Annotated in this window: 11 protein-coding genes; 9 read left to right on the top strand and 2 right to left on the bottom strand. The window is 70.5% G+C overall.

The features are described from left to right. The first annotated feature begins 17 nt into the window (after window positions 1-17). The 5 genes from VFW71_07845 (at window position 18) to VFW71_07825 (ending at window position 4,481) form a co-directional block, all read left to right on the top strand. On the top strand, window positions 18-698 hold the full coding sequence (locus tag VFW71_07845; GenBank protein HEU5002674.1) for an FxLYD domain-containing protein: 681 nt from the start codon (window positions 18-20) through the stop codon (window positions 696-698). Beyond that, window positions 679-1,422, top strand: a complete 744-nt coding sequence (locus VFW71_07840) for a hypothetical protein (protein HEU5002673.1) — start codon at window positions 679-681, stop codon at window positions 1,420-1,422. The genes VFW71_07845 and VFW71_07840 overlap by 20 nt, the downstream gene beginning before the upstream one ends. A 132-nt stretch (window positions 1,423-1,554) precedes the next feature. Beyond that, entirely contained in the window at window positions 1,555-1,812 is a 258-nt protein-coding gene (locus VFW71_07835; GenBank protein ID HEU5002672.1) for a hypothetical protein, read from the top strand. Between the two features lie 41 nt (window positions 1,813-1,853). Next, window positions 1,854-3,407, top strand: a complete 1,554-nt coding sequence (locus VFW71_07830) for an AAA family ATPase (protein HEU5002671.1) — start codon at window positions 1,854-1,856, stop codon at window positions 3,405-3,407. A gap of 111 nt (window positions 3,408-3,518) precedes the next feature. Beyond that, a complete protein-coding gene (locus VFW71_07825) occupies window positions 3,519-4,481 on the top strand; it encodes a type IV toxin-antitoxin system AbiEi family antitoxin domain-containing protein (protein HEU5002670.1) in 963 nt (320 codons plus the stop codon). 64 nt (window positions 4,482-4,545) lie between these two features. Here the strand turns inward: VFW71_07825 and VFW71_07820 are convergent, their stop codons facing one another. Together VFW71_07820 and glgA are read right to left on the bottom strand one after the other, a co-directional pair. Further along, entirely contained in the window at window positions 4,546-4,800 is a 255-nt protein-coding gene (locus VFW71_07820) for a hypothetical protein (GenBank protein ID HEU5002669.1), read from the bottom strand. A gap of 99 nt (window positions 4,801-4,899) precedes the next feature. Beyond that, a complete protein-coding gene (gene glgA / locus VFW71_07815; GenBank protein ID HEU5002668.1) occupies window positions 4,900-6,108 on the bottom strand; it encodes a glycogen synthase in 1,209 nt (402 codons plus the stop codon). A gap of 302 nt (window positions 6,109-6,410) precedes the next feature. Between glgA and VFW71_07810 the strand changes: the two genes are divergently transcribed. The 4 genes from VFW71_07810 to glgB are packed head-to-tail and all read left to right on the top strand — an operon-like array spanning window position 6,411 to window position 15,972. Continuing rightward, window positions 6,411-8,459 carry a maltotransferase domain-containing protein gene (locus tag VFW71_07810; protein ID HEU5002667.1) on the top strand — a complete coding sequence of 683 codons (2,049 nt, stop codon included), beginning with the start codon at window positions 6,411-6,413 and terminating at the stop codon, window positions 8,457-8,459. 26 nt (window positions 8,460-8,485) lie between these two features. Then, window positions 8,486-11,914 carry a maltose alpha-D-glucosyltransferase gene (gene treS, locus VFW71_07805; GenBank protein HEU5002666.1) on the top strand — a complete coding sequence of 1,143 codons (3,429 nt, stop codon included), beginning with the start codon at window positions 8,486-8,488 and terminating at the stop codon, window positions 11,912-11,914. Beyond that, window positions 11,915-14,053, top strand: a complete 2,139-nt coding sequence (gene malQ, locus VFW71_07800; GenBank protein ID HEU5002665.1) for a 4-alpha-glucanotransferase — start codon at window positions 11,915-11,917, stop codon at window positions 14,051-14,053. Next, window positions 14,050-15,972: a 1,4-alpha-glucan branching protein GlgB gene (gene glgB, locus VFW71_07795; protein ID HEU5002664.1), complete on the top strand. Its 1,923-nt coding sequence runs from the start codon at window positions 14,050-14,052 to the stop codon at window positions 15,970-15,972. Before malQ ends, glgB begins: the two co-directional genes overlap by 4 nt. The last annotated feature ends 198 nt before the right edge of the window (window positions 15,973-16,170 follow it).

Raw genomic sequence — 16,170 nt, 5'->3', positions numbered from 1 at the left:
CGGCAGGGCAGTGACCCATGCCCGCGCGGCTGAGGGGGGCTCTGCTGATCGCCGTGCTGCTCGTGGCGGGAGCCTGCGGGTCCACGTCCTCCATCAGCAAGCATCTCTCCAGCGCCGAACCGCACATCGTGACGATCTCGTCGATCAACGTGGTGTCGAGCACGGTCGGGCCGGTCGTCGTGGGCGAGGTGCACAACCTCTCACCGGCCGCCATCAGCGGGGTCCAGCTCACCACGTCGGTGACCATCGGCAAGGGAGCCCCGGGCGAGCCCATGGAGGCCACCACGCTGCTGCACGTGGTGCCCGGGGGCGGCCATGCCTCGTTCTCGATCCCCTTCCCCGAGGTGCATGGCACCGCCACGGCGGTGAAGGCGAATGTGCAGGCGGAGCCCATCATTGCCATCCCGTACGCCCCGCTCAGCGTCACACTGCAGAACAGGATCTCGCTGGGCCATGACATCGAGGTGACGGGCACGGTGACGAACTCGTCCGGCAAGGCCGTAACCTTCCCCAACGTGGTGGCCACCTTCTACAACCGTTCGGGGGCGGTGGTCGGCGCCGCCCACAGCGTGGGCACCAGCGACACGGTCACGCCGGGCGCCACGGCACCCTTCGACATCATCCTGGTGGACGACGGGCCTCTGGTGTCCCACTACTCGCTAGCTGCGGAGGGTCAGGTTGTCGCTCCGAGCCAATGAGCCCGAGCCCACCCCGCTGGTCCCCGTCCCGATGTCCACGGGGCGCCGGATCCTGCTGATCGCGGGGGTCATCTCGGCGATCCTCATCGTCGGGGTGGGCGTCGCCGCCGCCTTCGGCAAGCTGCAGTTGCCCTTCGTCGGCAAGCCCACCGTGACCCAGGAGGACTCCCTGTACGGCTGGACCATCACCTTCCCGCGGGAGTGGGCGAAACAGAAGGCGCCGATCCAGGTGGACACGATCCGTTTCGAGTCCGACGGCGACGGCGTGGGGGTGCGGGTGCAGGCCCAGTTCCTGAAGGAACCGGTGAACGCCGCCCGGGCGAAGACCCAAGACATGCAGAAGGAGCTCAACACCCTCGAGGGGCCGAACGCCAGCGGGCGGCCGGACGCCACCATCATCTCCGGGCCGGACTACGGCACGATCAACGGTGCGGTCTCGGTCCACTACATCGTGGACTTCACCGACTTCAGCAGCGGTGTGCCGGTCAAGCTGCAGGACTCGGACTACTTCATCTTCAACGGGGCCAACCTCGAGATCGTCACCTTGGAGTGCGACAAGAAGAACTTCGCCAAGCACCAGGACGATTTCGAGGCGGCCATCAAGACGTTCCACAGCCGCCACATGGTGGAGGGCGTGACGCCGACACCGTCGCCGGGGGCCACACCGTCGGTGACGGGCACGGCCGGATCGGCACCCCTCGTGCCCGTCCCGTCAGCCTCCTAGGGGTTCCCGCCAGATCCCCATCAGAGGATTGTTGACGCCCCGCCGGGTGCCCGTTTATCGTACGGGGACCACGATCCCGGGTGCTGCTCGAGCACCCCTCAGGGGCCAGGAACGGCCCACAGGGGCAGACACATGGAGGTAGTGCTCCTCGCAGCCCTCGGGCTTCTGGCATTGTTCCTGGCCATCGTCCTCATCCTGCTGATCGTGATCGGCCGGAACCTGAAGTCGATGGCCGCCCTGGTGTCGCGGGCATCGGCGCTGGCGGAGACCGTCTCGACCGAGGGGCAGCCACAGATCGGCCCCGCCCCCAAGCGGAGCATGAAGGAGATCTTCGCCGTCCTTCCCAGCCTCATCAAGAAGGCGGACGCCCTCAAGAAGCTGCAGCAGTAGCCCACGGGCAGCCTCCCCGCCCACCGGAAGGAGCAAGCACAGTGCCGAGCTGGCTAAAAATCCTCTGGAACCCGGCCTTCATCATTGCCGCGGTCGTCATCGTCGGCGGCTCGCTGGTGGCCCTGCGCCAGTCCAAGAAGCAGATGACCCACAAGTTGAGCAGCTTCGCCCCGAAGTCGGTGAAGCTCAACGTCGACCAGCCCACGGTGACCTTCTCCGACGTCGCCGGGCTGGACGATGTGGTGGCCGAGCTGAAAGAGGTGAAGGACTACCTCACCGACCCCACCCGGTTCTCGGCGCTGGGGGCGCAGTTACCCCGGGGGTTGCTGCTCTACGGGCCGCCCGGATCGGGCAAGACCCTGATGGCCCGGGCGCTGGCGGGCGAGACCGGGGCACCGTTCTACTCGGTGTCCGCCTCCAGCTTCGTCGAGGTGTACGTCGGCGTGGGGGCCGCCCGGGTGCGCCAGCTCTTCGAGGAGGCCAAGAAGAACACCCCGTCGATCGTCTTCATCGACGAGCTGGACGCCGTCGGGCGCCGGCGCAGCGCCGACGTCGGCGGGGACCGGGAGTTCGACCACACGCTCAACCAGCTGCTGGTGGAGCTGGACGGCTTCGCCATGTCACACGGTGTCGTGCTCATCGGGGCCACGAACCGGCCCGAGCTCATCGACCCCGCCCTCCTGCGCCCCGGGCGCTTCGACCGGCGCATCCACGTGGACAAGCCCGACGTGGGGGGACGGCTGGCCATCCTCCGGCTGCACGCCTCCCGGCGGCCGTTCTCCGGGCAGGTCGACTGGATGTCGGTGGCCAGACGCACCCCGGGCCTGAGCGGCGCCGAGCTGGCCAACATCATCAACGAGGCCTCCTTCCTCGCCGCCCGCCAGCACCGGGAGCGGATCACCCAGGAGGAGGTCGAGGAGGCCGTCGAGCGGGTGGTGACCGGCCAGCGCTCCAACAAGCCGATCTCCGACGACCAGAAGCGCCTCATCGCCTACCACGAGGCCGGCCACGCCCTCCTCTCGCTGCTCCTGCGCGGGATCCGGCCGGTGGCCCGGGTGTCGATCATCGGGCGGATGGGGGGCCTCGGGCGGTCGAACTGGTCGGCGAGCGACGACGGTGAGGTCATGACCCGCCGGGAGCTGATGTCACAGCTCATGGTGCTGCTCGGGGGCCGGGCGGCCGAGAAGATCACCTTCGGCGAGCCCTCCACCCGGGCCGAGGACGACCTGGAGCAGGCCTGGGAACTGGCCCGGCGGATGGTCAACAAGTGGGGCATGACCGACCGGCTGGACGAGGACGACAGCGACTACGCCCCCCGGCACGCCGACCGCGACGGGCGGGACCCGACGCCCGAGCGGGAGGCCAAGGCCCTCATCATGAAGGCCGAGCAGGCTGCCCGGAGCATCCTGTCGGACAACAAGGAGCGCCTGGCGGCCATCGCCGACGGGCTCATCCGCAAAGAGACCCTGATCCGCAGCGAGATCGCCCACCTGGCGGGGCTGCAGAGCCTGATCCCCGAGGAGGACCGGGACCTGTCCTACGAGCCGGAGGAGTCCCCCGGCCTGGCCCCGGTACGGGAGCTGCCCTTCCGCTAGCCCCCCTGGGGCTGGCCGCCGGGTAACGTTTTTATCACCTGCTGATAAAAACGTTACAGAGAGTGCAGGGATACCCCCTGGATTGTCATACCCCCCTGCTTAGCTGTAGCGGTGAACACCGGAGTCCAGCAGGCGATCCAGAGGCGGGCCGAGTTGCAGCACGGCCTGATCACCCGGCCCCAGGCCCTCGCTCGGGGGATGAAGAGCGCCGACATCCAGCGCCACGTCGCCCGGGGGCACTGGGTGGTAGCCGGCCGGGGGGTCTACCGGGTGGGCGGCGCCCCCCGCACGTACGAGCAGTCGGTGCAGGCGGCCACACTCGCCGTGCGGGGGTCGGTCGCGTGCCTGCGGAGCGCCGCTTGGCTCTATAAGCTGCCCATCGGATTGGATGATGACTTCGAGGAAATCGAGATCGCAATCGTCCAGCGCACGCGGGAGCGCAGCATCAAGCACCTGACCGTTTTCCGGGTGGAAGCCCTTGATCTCGCCGATCGCTCCCGGCCGTTGGGGGTGCCGGCCACCTCGATCTCCCGGACGGTGCTCGACCTCCCCGAGGTGCTGGACCAGAAGGTGGCGGGGAAGGTCCTTGACCACGTCCTCGCCCGGAAACGCACCACCCTCGACTACCTGGGCAAGCGGCTCGCAGCCCTGGCGGCGGTAGGGGCGGACCGGGGGCTTGCCGCCGCGCTGCTCGCCGAGCGGCAGGGGCGCAGGCACCATCCGGACAGCTGGTACCAGGCCCGCCTGGTGGAGCTTGTCCGGAGGCTCGGGCTGGAGGGCTGGCTCGAAGAGCACGAGGTGGTCCTGCCCAACGGGAAGCGGCGCCGCCTGGACCTCGCCTTCGTCCTGCTCTTCCTGGGGATCGAGGTGGTCAGCTACCTGCACCACTCGCAACTGGTGGAGTGGGCCGCCGACCAGGCCCGCAACAACGAGCTGGTGGGCCTCGGGTGGTGGATCCTCTACATCACGACGTACGACATAGAGCACGACCCCGACGGTGTGGCGCAGCAGATCCTCGCTGCGGTGGCCCGGCTCACCGCCCTCCGGAACAAGATCGCAGACGACGCCGGGTAACGTTTTTATCACCTGCTGATAAAAACGTTCCAGAGAGTGCAGCGACGCCCGGCCGCACGGCCCCTCAGGGCACCATGTGGTGCAGGAACCACTGGGCGAAGGGATCGCCCTCGGGCCGGCCGCTCTCCAGGTCCACCGCTGAGCGGTCGATGCCGGTCCCCCGCCAGCCGCACGTGCAGCACGGCACCACCGCCTGCAGGCGGCGCCCGGCGAGAGCCGCCTCGAGGCTCCCGGCGAGGTCGTACGGGATGGGGGCGTACTCCAGCGGGCGGCCGTCCTCGGTCACATACTCCCGGAAGAACTCATGGCCGCCGGTCATAGCGCCAAGTCTCGCCCTAACCACCCGCCCTCGTCCACGTCCCGGCGCTGGTCGGGGCCACCCACTTCGGCAGAATGGCGGAACACCCTGGAGGCTAGCTCACCCGATCAGCGACTCGTACAGCGCAATGGTCTTGCGGCCCGCTACCTTCCAGGTGAAATGCTCGATCACCCGGCGGCGGCCCGCCCGGCCCATCTCGGCCGCCCGGGCGGGGTCGGCCAGCACCTCATTGATCCGGTGCGCCAGCTCCTTGGCGAAGGCGACCGGGTCCTCCGGCCCCTGCCCGTCGGCGGCGGGCCGGTAGGGGACCAGCAGCCCGGTGACGCCGTCCTCGACGACCTCGGGGATGCCGCCGGTGGCGGTGGCCACCACGGGGACCTCGCACGCCATGGCCTCGAGGTTGACGATGCCGAGCGGCTCGTAGATCGACGGGCAGCAGAAGACGGTGGCGTGGCTGAGGACCTGGATGATCGCGGCGCTCTCCAGGACGTCGGACAGCCAGATGACGCCGGGCCGCTGGGCCTGCAGGTCGGCCACCTTGGCCTCGGTCTCGGCGGCGATCGCCGGGGTGTCCGGGGCACTGGCGCAGAGGACGAGCTGAGCAGCGGGGTCGAGCTCGGCGGCGGCGTCCAGGAGGTGGGTGATGCCCTTCTGGCGGGTGATGCGGCCCACGAACACCACGCTGGGCTGGGCCGGGTCAATGCCGTGCGCCTCGAGGATGGCGGTGCCCGGGTCCGGCCGGTACTCGGAGGCGTTCACCCCGTTGTGGATCACCCGGACGGTCTCGGGTGCCACCATCGGGTAGCACTCGAGGATGTCCCGGCGCATCTGGGCGGAGACCGCGATCACCGCGTCCGCCGACTCGATGGCGGTGCGCTCGCAGAAGCTGGACAGGGCGTAGCCGCCGGCGCCCAGCTGCTCCGCCTTCCAGGTGCGCTTTGGCTCCAGGCTGTGACTGGTCATCACGTGCGGAATGCCGTTGAGCAGCTTCCCGGCGTGGCCCCCGAGGTTGGCGTACCAGGTGTGGCTGTGAAGGATGTCGACACCGCCGAGGCCGGCAGCCATGGCCAGGTTGACCATGACGGTCTCCAGTGTGGCGAGGTTCTCCGGCGCATCGGGTCCGGCGTTCGGGACGCCGAAGGCGCGCACCTCGGGGCTCCCCGGCGGGCCCGGCTCCCGGGGCTGGCCGAAGCACCGGACCTCGACCGCGATGTGCCGGGCGAGCTCGGCGGCCAGGTGGGCCACGTGCACGCCCGCCCCGCCGTAGACCTCGGGCGGGTACTCCCGGGTCATCAGAGCAACCTTCATGAGGTGGTGGTCCTTCTCCGATCTGGGTAGGTTCTACCCGGAACACGGCCGAGGTGCTCCTGGGCGGGCAGGTTACAGCCCTCGGTCCGGCAACCCGGGCCCCAAACCGGGCCCCAAAAGGGGAAAGCTACGGCTATGGGGACAACGAACGTCATGGAACGCGCCGCAGACCCCTGCCGGCAGGTGCCTCTCGGTATCATCGACCCTCCAGGGCAGGCGGGGCGCCGCGGCGCCGCCCCCGGCGCCAGCCGGGTCCCGGGCTGGGCCCCCACCACCCCAGACCCGCACAATCAAGGAGACAGATGAGCATCGACCAGGACGGCCGGCGGCGCGTGGTCATCGAGGGGCTGTCCCCTGCGGTGGACTGCGGGCAGTTCCCGGCGAAGCGGATCGCAGGCAAGCCTGTGGTGGTCACCGCCGACGTCTTCGCCGACGGCCACGACGAGCTGGTTGCGGACATGGCGTGGCGCCGGGAGGATGGCGGGACGGGGGCCCGGGCGGGCGGCGAGGTGGTCATGGAGGCCCTGGGCAACGACCGGTGGGCGGCGACGTTCCTCCCCGAGGCGCCCGGGCGCTACCAGTACAGGATCACGGGCTGGATCGACCGCTTCGCCACCTGGCGGCGGGGCTTCCGCAAGAAGCTGGACGCCGGGATATCGCCGGCGGACCTGTCGGTGGAGCTGCTGATCGGGGCCGACCTGGTCGACGCCGCCGCCAAGCGGGCGGTCAACCTGCCGGCGGGCGGCCCGCCGCGGGGGGCGCGCAAGACCGGGCGGGCGGGGCGCGTACCGGAGGCCGAGCAGCTGCGGGCCTATGTCGAGCGGCTGAGCGAGGAGCCTGACGCCGACCCCGAGGCAGCCTTCGAGGACGATCTCGCCGCCCTGATGGCCGCCTACCCGGACACCGAGCTGGCGGTCTCCACGGCGCCGTACCCGGTGGTGGTCGACCGGCCGAGGGCGGGCTTCAGCGCGTGGTACGAGCTGTTCCCCCGCTCGACGTCCGCCGATCCGCGCCGCCACGGCACCTTCGCCGACGTGGAGGCCCGACTGCCCTACGTCGCCGGGATGGGCTTCGATGTGCTCTACCTGCCGCCGATCCACCCCATCGGCACGACGCACCGCAAGGGGGTGAACAACAACCCGCAAGCGCGCCCGTCCGACCCGGGGAGCCCGTGGGCCATCGGCGGGAAGAAGGGTGGCCACACCGCCGTGCACCCGGATCTCGGGACCCTGGCGGACTTCGACCACCTGGTCGCCGCCACCGAGCGGTTCGGGATGGAGATCGCCCTGGACTTCGCCATCCAGTGCTCGCCTGACCACCCGTGGGTCAAGGAGCACCCGGAATGGTTCCGGCGCCGGCCGGACGGCACGCTGCAGTACGCCGAGAACCCACCCAAGAAGTACGAGGACATCTACCCCGTCGACTTCGAGTCCGAGTCCTGGGAGGAGCTCTGGGAGGCCCTGGCCGAGGTGGTCGAGTTCTGGATCGGCCACGGGGTGAAGATCTTCCGGGTGGACAACCCGCACACCAAGGCGTTCGCCTTCTGGGACTGGCTGATCAGCCGGGTGCACGCCGACCACCCCGATGTCCTCTTCCTGGCCGAGGCCTTCACCCGGCCCCGGGTGATGCAGCGCCTGGCGAAGCTGGGCTTCACCCAGTCCTACACCTACTTCACCTGGCGCACCACCAAGGCGGAGCTGACCGAGTACGCCACCGAGGTCTTCTCGCCGCCGCTGTCGGACTACTTCCGGGCCAACTTCTGGCCCAACACGCCCGACATCCTGGCGGTGCAGCTGCAGTCCGGCGGGCGGGCGGGCTTCATCGCCCGGCTGGTGCTGGCCGCCTGCCTGTCGCCCTCGTTCGGCATCTACGGCCCGGCCTTCGAGCTGGGCGAGCGGACCCCGATCGCGCCCGGCTCGGAAGAGTACGCGCACTCGGAGAAGTACGAGATCCGCACCTGGGACCTCGCCCGGATGGACAGCCTGAGCGAGCTGGTGGCCCAGGTGAACCGGGCACGCCGCCAGCACCCCGCCCTGCAGGGGCCGCCGCCGGTTTTCGAGACCATCGACAACGACCAGCTCATCGCCTGGTCGAAGGTGAGCGAGGACGGCACCGACGTCGTCATCGTGGTGGTCAACCTGGACCCGGTCTACGCCCAGAGCGGCTGGCTCACCCTGGACCTGGAGCCGCTCGGCCTCCCGGTGGATGCGCCCTACGTGGTGGAGGACCTGCTGACCGGGTCCCGCTTCCCCTGGAGCGGCCCCACCAACTTCATCCGCCTCGACCCCATCGCCCTGCCCGCCCACATCCTGGCCGTCCGCCCACCCGCGCGGCCCGCCGACGAGCCGTGACGGCACCGGCGCCCCCTACCGGCATTGTGCCGGCCCTAAGGACGGTCCCGCCCGGGTCGGCCAGCGGCAACCCGCTCTGGTACAAGGACGCCATCATCTATGAGGTGCCGGTCAGGGCGTTCGCCGACAGCGACGGCGACGGCATCGGGGACTTCCGGGGGCTGACCTCCAAGCTCGACTACCTGGAGAACCTCGGGGTCACGGCGATCTGGCTCCTGCCGTTCTATCCCTCGCCCCTGCGCGACGACGGCTACGACATCAGCGACTACCTCGACATCCACCCGGCGTACGGGACCCTCCGGGACTTCAAGACCTTCCTCCGGGAGGCCCGGTGGCGGGGCCTGAAGGTGATCACCGAGCTGGTGCTCAACCACACCTCCGACCAGCATCCCTGGTTCCAGCGCGCCCGGCGGGCGGCGCCCGGCAGCCGGGAGCGGGACTTCTACGTGTGGAGCGACACCCCTGACCGCTACGCCGACACCCGGATCATCTTCAAGGACACCGAGACCTCGAACTGGTCCTGGGACCCCGTCGCCGGCGCCTATTACTGGCACCGCTTCTTCTCCCACCAGCCCGACCTGAACTACGACAACCCCGAGGTGCGCCGGGCGATGTTCTCGGTGGTGGACTTCTGGCTGGAGATGGGGGTGGACGGGCTGCGCCTCGACGCGGTGCCCTACCTTATCGAGCGGGAGGGGACCAGCTGCGAGAACCTGCCCGAGACCCACGCCTACCTGCGCGACCTGCGCCGCCACGTGGACGCCCACTACAAGGACCGCATGCTGCTGGCCGAGGCCAACCAGTGGCCGGAGGACGCCGGGGCCTACTTCGGCGGCGACGACGAGTGCCACATGGCGTTCCACTTCCCGCTGATGCCCCGGCTGTTCATGTCGATCCGCATGGAGGACCGCTTCCCGGTGCTCGACATCCTGGGCCAGACCCCCGCCATCCCACCCTCGGCGCAGTGGGCCGTGTTCCTGCGCAACCACGACGAGCTCACCCTCGAGATGGTGACCGACGAGGAGCGGGACTACATGTACCGGGTCTACGCCCACGACCCGCAGGCCCGGATCAACGTCGGCATCCGGCGCCGGCTGGCGCCCCTTTTGAGCGGCGACCGCAAGACCATCGAGCTGATGAACGGCCTGCTGTTCTCCATGCCGGGCACGCCGGTGGCCTACTACGGCGACGAGATCGGCATGGGCGACAACATCTACCTGGGCGACCGCAACGGGGTGCGCACCCCGATGCAGTGGAGCGGCGACCGCAACGCCGGCTTCTCCCGGGCGAACCCCCAGAGCCTCTACCTGCCGGTGGTGATCGACCCCGAGTACCACGCCCAGGCGGTCAACGTCGAGAGCCAGCTCAACAACTCCAGCTCGCTGTTGTGGTGGACCAAACGCCTCATCAACCTGCGCCGCCGGTACCGGGCCTTCGGGCGGGGATCGCTCGAGTTCCTGTACCCGGAGAATCACAAGGTGCTGGCGTACACCCGCACCCTCCGGGACGAGGACGGCTCCGAGGAGGTGATCCTGGTGGTCGCCAACCTCTCGCGGTTCATGCAGTACGTGGAGCTCGACCTGGGGGGCTACCGGGGACGCCAGCCCGTGGAGCTGTTCGGCCAGACCAAGATGCCGGGCGTCGGCGACCACGCCTACCCGCTCACCCTCGGCCCGCACGCCTTCTACTGGTTCGCCCTCGAGGCGCCGCTGCCCACCGACCGGGACACCAGCCGGGAGACACCGCTGCCGGTCATCGCGGTGCCCGGGCCGTGGGAGGACATCTTCAGCCGGCGGACGAGGGCGGCGCTGGAGGCGGTCCTGCCCGACTACCTCATGGGGCGGCGCTGGTTCGGGGCCAAGGCGCTCACCATCGCCTCGGCGCAGGTGATCGATGCCATCCCCGTGCCCCTTGCCGGCGCCGGCGGCGCTGCGGGCACCGCCGGCCCGGGGAGCAACGGTGAGCGGGCATCCCGGGGGCCGGCGAAGGGCGCAGCCCCCATTGCCGGGATGCTGACCCTGGTCCAGGTGGAATACGTCGAAGGCGACGCGCAGGTCTACTGCATGCCCCTGGCGGCGACGCCCGCCCAGCGCAGCGACGACCACCGCCGGGCGGTGGCGGAGACCGCGGTCGCCCGCCTGCGCACCGCCGATGGCGATTGGATGCTGTACGACGCGTTGTGGGACAAGGAATTCTCCTCGGCGCTGCTGGGCGTGGTGGCCCGCCACCGCAACCTGCCCGGCCAGGTCGGCCGCCTGCTGGCCTCCGCCACCAAGGCGTTCCGCCCGGCGGTGGGCAAGAACATGGCCGCCCTCGAGCCCGTGCCCTTGGCCGTCGAGCAGTCCAACAGCTCGGTGATCTTCGGCGACAAACTCTTCTTCAAGCTGTTCCGCCGCCTGGAGGAGGGCGTCAACCCGGACCTCGAGGTGGGCCGGTTCCTCACCGAGGGTCCGGGCTTCGAGCACGTCCCGGCGGTCCTCGGGGCGCTGGAGTACCGCCGGGGGCGCTCCGAGCCGATGACCATGGGCATCCTGCAGCCGCTGGTGGCCAACAGCGGCGACGCCTGGCACTACACGCTGGACTCCCTCGGCCGGTTCTTCGAGGAGGCCATCGTCCGGCACCCCGAGATCGGCGAACCTCCCATCCCCGAGGGCCTCTCGGTGTTCGGCGCCGCCGGCCTGGATCCCCCCCAGCTGGCCCGGGAGACCATGGCCGACTACCTGGAGCGGGCCCGCCTGCTGGGCCGGCGCACCGCCGAGCTGCACCTGGCCCTGGCGTCCAACGACGCCGACCCGGCCTTCGCCCCGGAGCCGATCACCGCCTTCTACCAGCGCTCGATCTACCAGTCGCTGCGGGCGACCACGGTGCAGAACTTCCGGCTGCTGCGCTCCCGGCGGGACCGCATCCCGGAGGCGGTGCAGATCCTCGACCTGGAGAGCGAGGTCGTGAAACGGCTCCAGCGGGTGATGGAGCCGAAGATCGCCGCCAGCCGGATCCGCATCCACGGCGACTACCACCTGGGCCAGGTCCTCTACACCGGCAAGGACTTCAACATCATCGACTTCGAGGGCGAACCCGCCCGCCCGCTGTCCGAACGCCGGATCAAGCGCTCGCCGCTGCAGGACGTCGCCGGGATGCTGCGCTCGATGCACTACGCGGCGTACAGCTCGCTGTACGGGCGGCTGGCAGGGATCGCGGCCGGCCAGGACACCTCCGTGCTGGAGCACTGGGTGCGCTTCTGGTACGTGTGGGCGGCGGGGTCGTTCCTGGGCGCCTACCTGAAGGTGGCGGGCGGCGCCGACTTCATCCCGGTGCAGCCCGCCGACACCGAGACGCTGCTGCACACCTTCCTGCTGGGCAAGGCGATGTACGAGGTCGGCTACGAGGCGAACAACCGGCCGGCCTGGATCAAGATCCCCATCCAGGGCGTGCTGGCACTCCTCGAGGAGGAGTAGGTGCAGGCCCGGGCCACGGTGCGCGAGTTGGCCCGGCTGTGGGGCGTTCAGGAGAGTTACCGGGACACCGAGGGGCGCATCCGCAAGGCCTCGGACGAGGCGCTGGTGGCGGTCGCCGCCGCCTTGGGCGCGCCGATCCCGGAGGCGGGAGCCACCACCCGGGAGGTCGAGGCCGCGATGGGCGCCCGGCGGCGCGAGATCTGGCGCCAGGTGGTCGAGCCGGTACTCGTCGCACGCGACGGGGTGCTGGCGTCGGTGCTCCTGCGGGTAGCGCAGCGGGAGGCGTCGGGCACCGCCCGGTTCGCCATCACGCCCGAGGACGGCCCGGTGATCTCGGTCGCCGGGGACCTCGACGTCCGGCACCTGAGCGCCATGGCCGGGGTGGACGGGGCCGTGCACATCCAGATCCAGGTCCCGGTACGGCTCCGCCTGCCGACGGGCTACCACCGGCTCGAGGTCTCGGCCGCCGGGCTCTCCGGCTCCGCCCTGATCATCTCGGCCCCGTCGCGGGCCCCCTCCGGCCACGGCGACCGCCTGTGGGGCGTGTTCGCCCCGCTCTACGCCCTGCACTCCGCCCACTCCATCGGGCTGGGCGACCTGGGCGACCTGCACGACCTCCTGGAGTTCATCGGTGGGCTCGGGGGGTCGCTGGTGGCCACGCTGCCGCTCCTCGCCACATTCCTGGACGAGCCGCTGGAGCCGAGCCCCTACTCGCCGGTCTCGCGCCTGTTCTGGAACGAGGCCTACCTCGACCTGCGGGCGGTGCCCGAGGTGGCGGCGTCGGATGCCGCCCGGGCCGCGCTGGAGGAAGCGCAGCGGCGCTTCGGGATCCCCGACGGCCCCGACCCCGGGTGGGTGGACTACCGGGCGGTCGCCGCTGCGAAGCGGGGGGTGCTCGAGGTGGCACTGCGGTCGCAGGGCGGGACGGACGGGCGCCGCCGGGGCGCCCTCGAGGCCCTGGCGGCTTCCCGGCCGGCCCTCGACGCCTACGCCACCTTCCGGGCCGCCTGCGAGCACTTCCGGTCGCCGTGGCCGTGCTGGCCGGGCGAGGCCGCAGCGGGCCGGCTCGGGCCCGGCGAGGTGCCACCCGAGGCCCGGGCGTACCACCGCGTCGCCCAGCTCCTGACCGAGGAGCAGATCGGGGGGGCGGTGGCCGGCACCGGGGCGGCGCTGCTCTTCGACCTGCCCCTGGGCGGCCACCCGGCCGGGTACGACGTGTGGGCGCACCAGGACCTGTTCCTGCGGGGCCTCACCACCGGTGCGCCCCCCGACGCCCTCAACCGGGGCGGCCAGGACTGGGGCAACCCGCCGCTGCACCCCGACCGGCTGCGCTCGACCGGGTACGCCTACCCCATCGCCTGCGTCCGCCACCTGCTGGCCCACAGCGGGGCGCTCCGCATCGACCACGTGATGGGCCTGCACCGGGCCTACGTCCTCCCCCGGCGGGACCTGGCGGGCGACGGGGCGTACCTGCGCTACCACCCAGACGAGGCGTATGCCATCCTCTGCCTCGAAGCCCACCGGGCGCGCGGGGGGGCCGGGGCGCTCCTGGTGGGCGAAGACCTGGGCACCGTGCCCGACTACGTGCGCCGGGCGATGGCCTCCCGGGGGATCCTGCGCTGCTATGTCGGGCAGTTCGCCACCGAGGAGGAGGGCATCGCCGGGCCGGGCCTGCGCCCGGTGCCCGCCGAGACCTTCGCCACCCTGAACACCCACGACGTGGCCTCGTTCGCCGCCTGGTGGCATGGCGACGACATCGACCAGGCCCGTGATCTGGGGCTCTTCACGCCCGAGCAGGCGGCTGGCCAGGCGACGGAGCGCTCAGCGGCGAAGGCGGCGGTGGTGGTGGCGCTGCGCCGGGCCGGCCTGCTCGAGGGCGGCGATGATCCGGCGTCTGGGGAGGCCGTGTTCGACGCCTGGGTGGCGTGGCTGGGGCGCTCGCCCGGCCGGGCCGTGGCGCTGGCCCTGGAAGATTTGTGGGGCGAACGCAGCCCGCAGAACATCCCGGGGACGACGAGCGAATACCCCAACTGGCAGCGACGTGCGGCCCATTCGATGGAGTCGATCCGTTGTATGCCCATGGTAGTGGGTAGGCTGCAAGCTATAGACCGCGCACGCCGAGATGGGATGCAACCATGAGCAAATCGATGGCTCCACCACGCCGCAGCCTGCTGACCGCAGATGATGTGTACCTCTTCAACGAGGGCACCCACAGCCGGCTGCAGGACCATATGGGCGCCCACGAGGTGACCTTCGGGGGCGAGCGGGGGACCGCGTTTGCCGTCTGGGCGCCCAACGCCGAGGGCGTCTGGGTGACCGGTGACTTCAACGGGTGGTCGAAGACCTCGCACCCGCTGGAGGCCCGGGAGAACTCCGGCATCTGGGAGGGGTTCATCCCCGGGGTGCGCAGGGGGGCCGTGTACAAGTACCACGTCGCCTCCCGTTACGCCATGTACCGGGCGGACAAGGCCGACCCCTTCGCCCTGTGCGCCGAGGTGCCGCCCCGCACCGCCTCGATGGTGTGGGACCTCGACTACACCTGGGGCGACGCGGCCTGGATGGCGGGCCGCGGGCGCCTGAACGCCCTCGATGCCCCCCAGTCGATCTACGAGGTCCACATCGGGTCCTGGATGCGGGTGCCCGAGGAGGGCAGCCGGCCGCTCACCTACCGCGAGCTGGCCCCGAGGCTGTGTGAGTACGTCGAGCGCATGGGCTTCACCCACGTCGAGTTCCTGCCGGTCATGGAGCACCCGTTCTTCGGCTCGTGGGGCTACCAGACCACCGGGTACTTCGCCCCCACCAGCCGCTACGGGACCCCGCAGGACTTCATGCACCTCATCGACACGCTGCACCAGCACGGCATCGGCGTGATCCTGGACTGGGTGCCGTCCCACTTCCCCACCGACGAGCACGGGCTGGGGTTCTTCGACGGCACGCACCTGTTCGAGCACTCCGACCCGCGCAAGGGCTTCCACCCGGACTGGAACAGCTTCATCTTCAACTACGGGCGCAACGAGGTGCGCAGCTTCCTCACCTCCAGCGCGATGCACTGGCTGTCCACCTACCACGCCGACGGGCTCAGGGTGGATGCGGTCGCCTCCATGCTCTACCTCGACTACTCGAGGAAGGCCGGGGAGTGGATCCCCAACGAGCACGGGGGCCGGGAGAACCTCGAGGCGCTGGGCTTCCTGCGCAAGCTGAACGAGACCGTCTACCGGGCCGAGCCGTCGGTGCAGACCACCGCCGAGGAGTCGACCGCCTGGCCGATGGTGTCCAAGCCCACCTACGTCGGGGGCCTAGGGTTCGGCTTCAAGTGGGACATGGGCTGGATGCACGACACCCTGAGCTATATGTCCCTGGACCCCATCCACCGCCGCTTCCACCACAACCTGCTGACCTTCCGCATGCTGTACGCCTACGCGGAGAACTACGTGCTGCCGCTGTCGCACGACGAGATCACGCACGGCAAAGGCTCCCTGCTGGGCAAGATGCCGGGCGACGAGCAGCAGCGGTTCGCCAACCTGCGGGCGCTGTTCGGCTACATGTGGGCCGAGGCGGGCAAGAAGCTGCTGTTCATGGGCGGCGAGATCGCCCAGTGGAACGAGTGGTACCACGAGACCTCGATCGACTGGCACCTGCTGGCCTACGGGCCGCACGCGGGCGTGCAGCGCTGGGTGCGGGACCTGAACCAGGCCTACCGCTCCGAGCCCGCCCTGTACGAGCTGGACTGCGACCCGGCGGGATTCGAGTGGGTGGACGCCAACGACACCGAGGCCTCGGTCATCAGCCTGCTGCGCAAGTCCCGGTCAGGCGACACCGTGCTGGTGGTGTGCAACTTCACGCCGGTGGACCGCTCGGACTACGAGGTCGGCGTGCCCGTGGGCGGCTGGTGGCGGGAGATCCTGAACTCGAACGCCGCCGACTACGGCGGCACCGGGCTGGGGAATGCGGGCGGCGTGGCGTCGGCGCCGGTCAGCGTGCACGGGCGGCCGCACTCCCTGCGCCTGACGCTGCCGGGCCTGTCGTGCCTGTACTTCAAGGCGCCGGCGGCGGGCTGAGGGCGGCCGGGCGGGGCGGCCGGGCGGTCGGAGGGCCTGCTGAGCCATACCTGCACGCGTGGTACAGCCAGGGGATGTACCACTCCACCAACTATGCCGGCGGAGGCGTGGCGATGTCCGATTTCCACCAGCCCGGCGCCCCGGCCGTCGGAGCCGGGGGGGGTGGGACCTCATGCAAGACGCCGATCTGGGCCGGAT

The sequence above is a fragment of the Actinomycetota bacterium genome (assembly GCA_035765775.1).
Classification (GTDB): Bacteria; Actinomycetota; CADDZG01; order JAHWKV01; family JAOPZY01; genus DASTWV01.
This window is presented reverse-complemented; position numbering and strand designations above follow the sequence as displayed.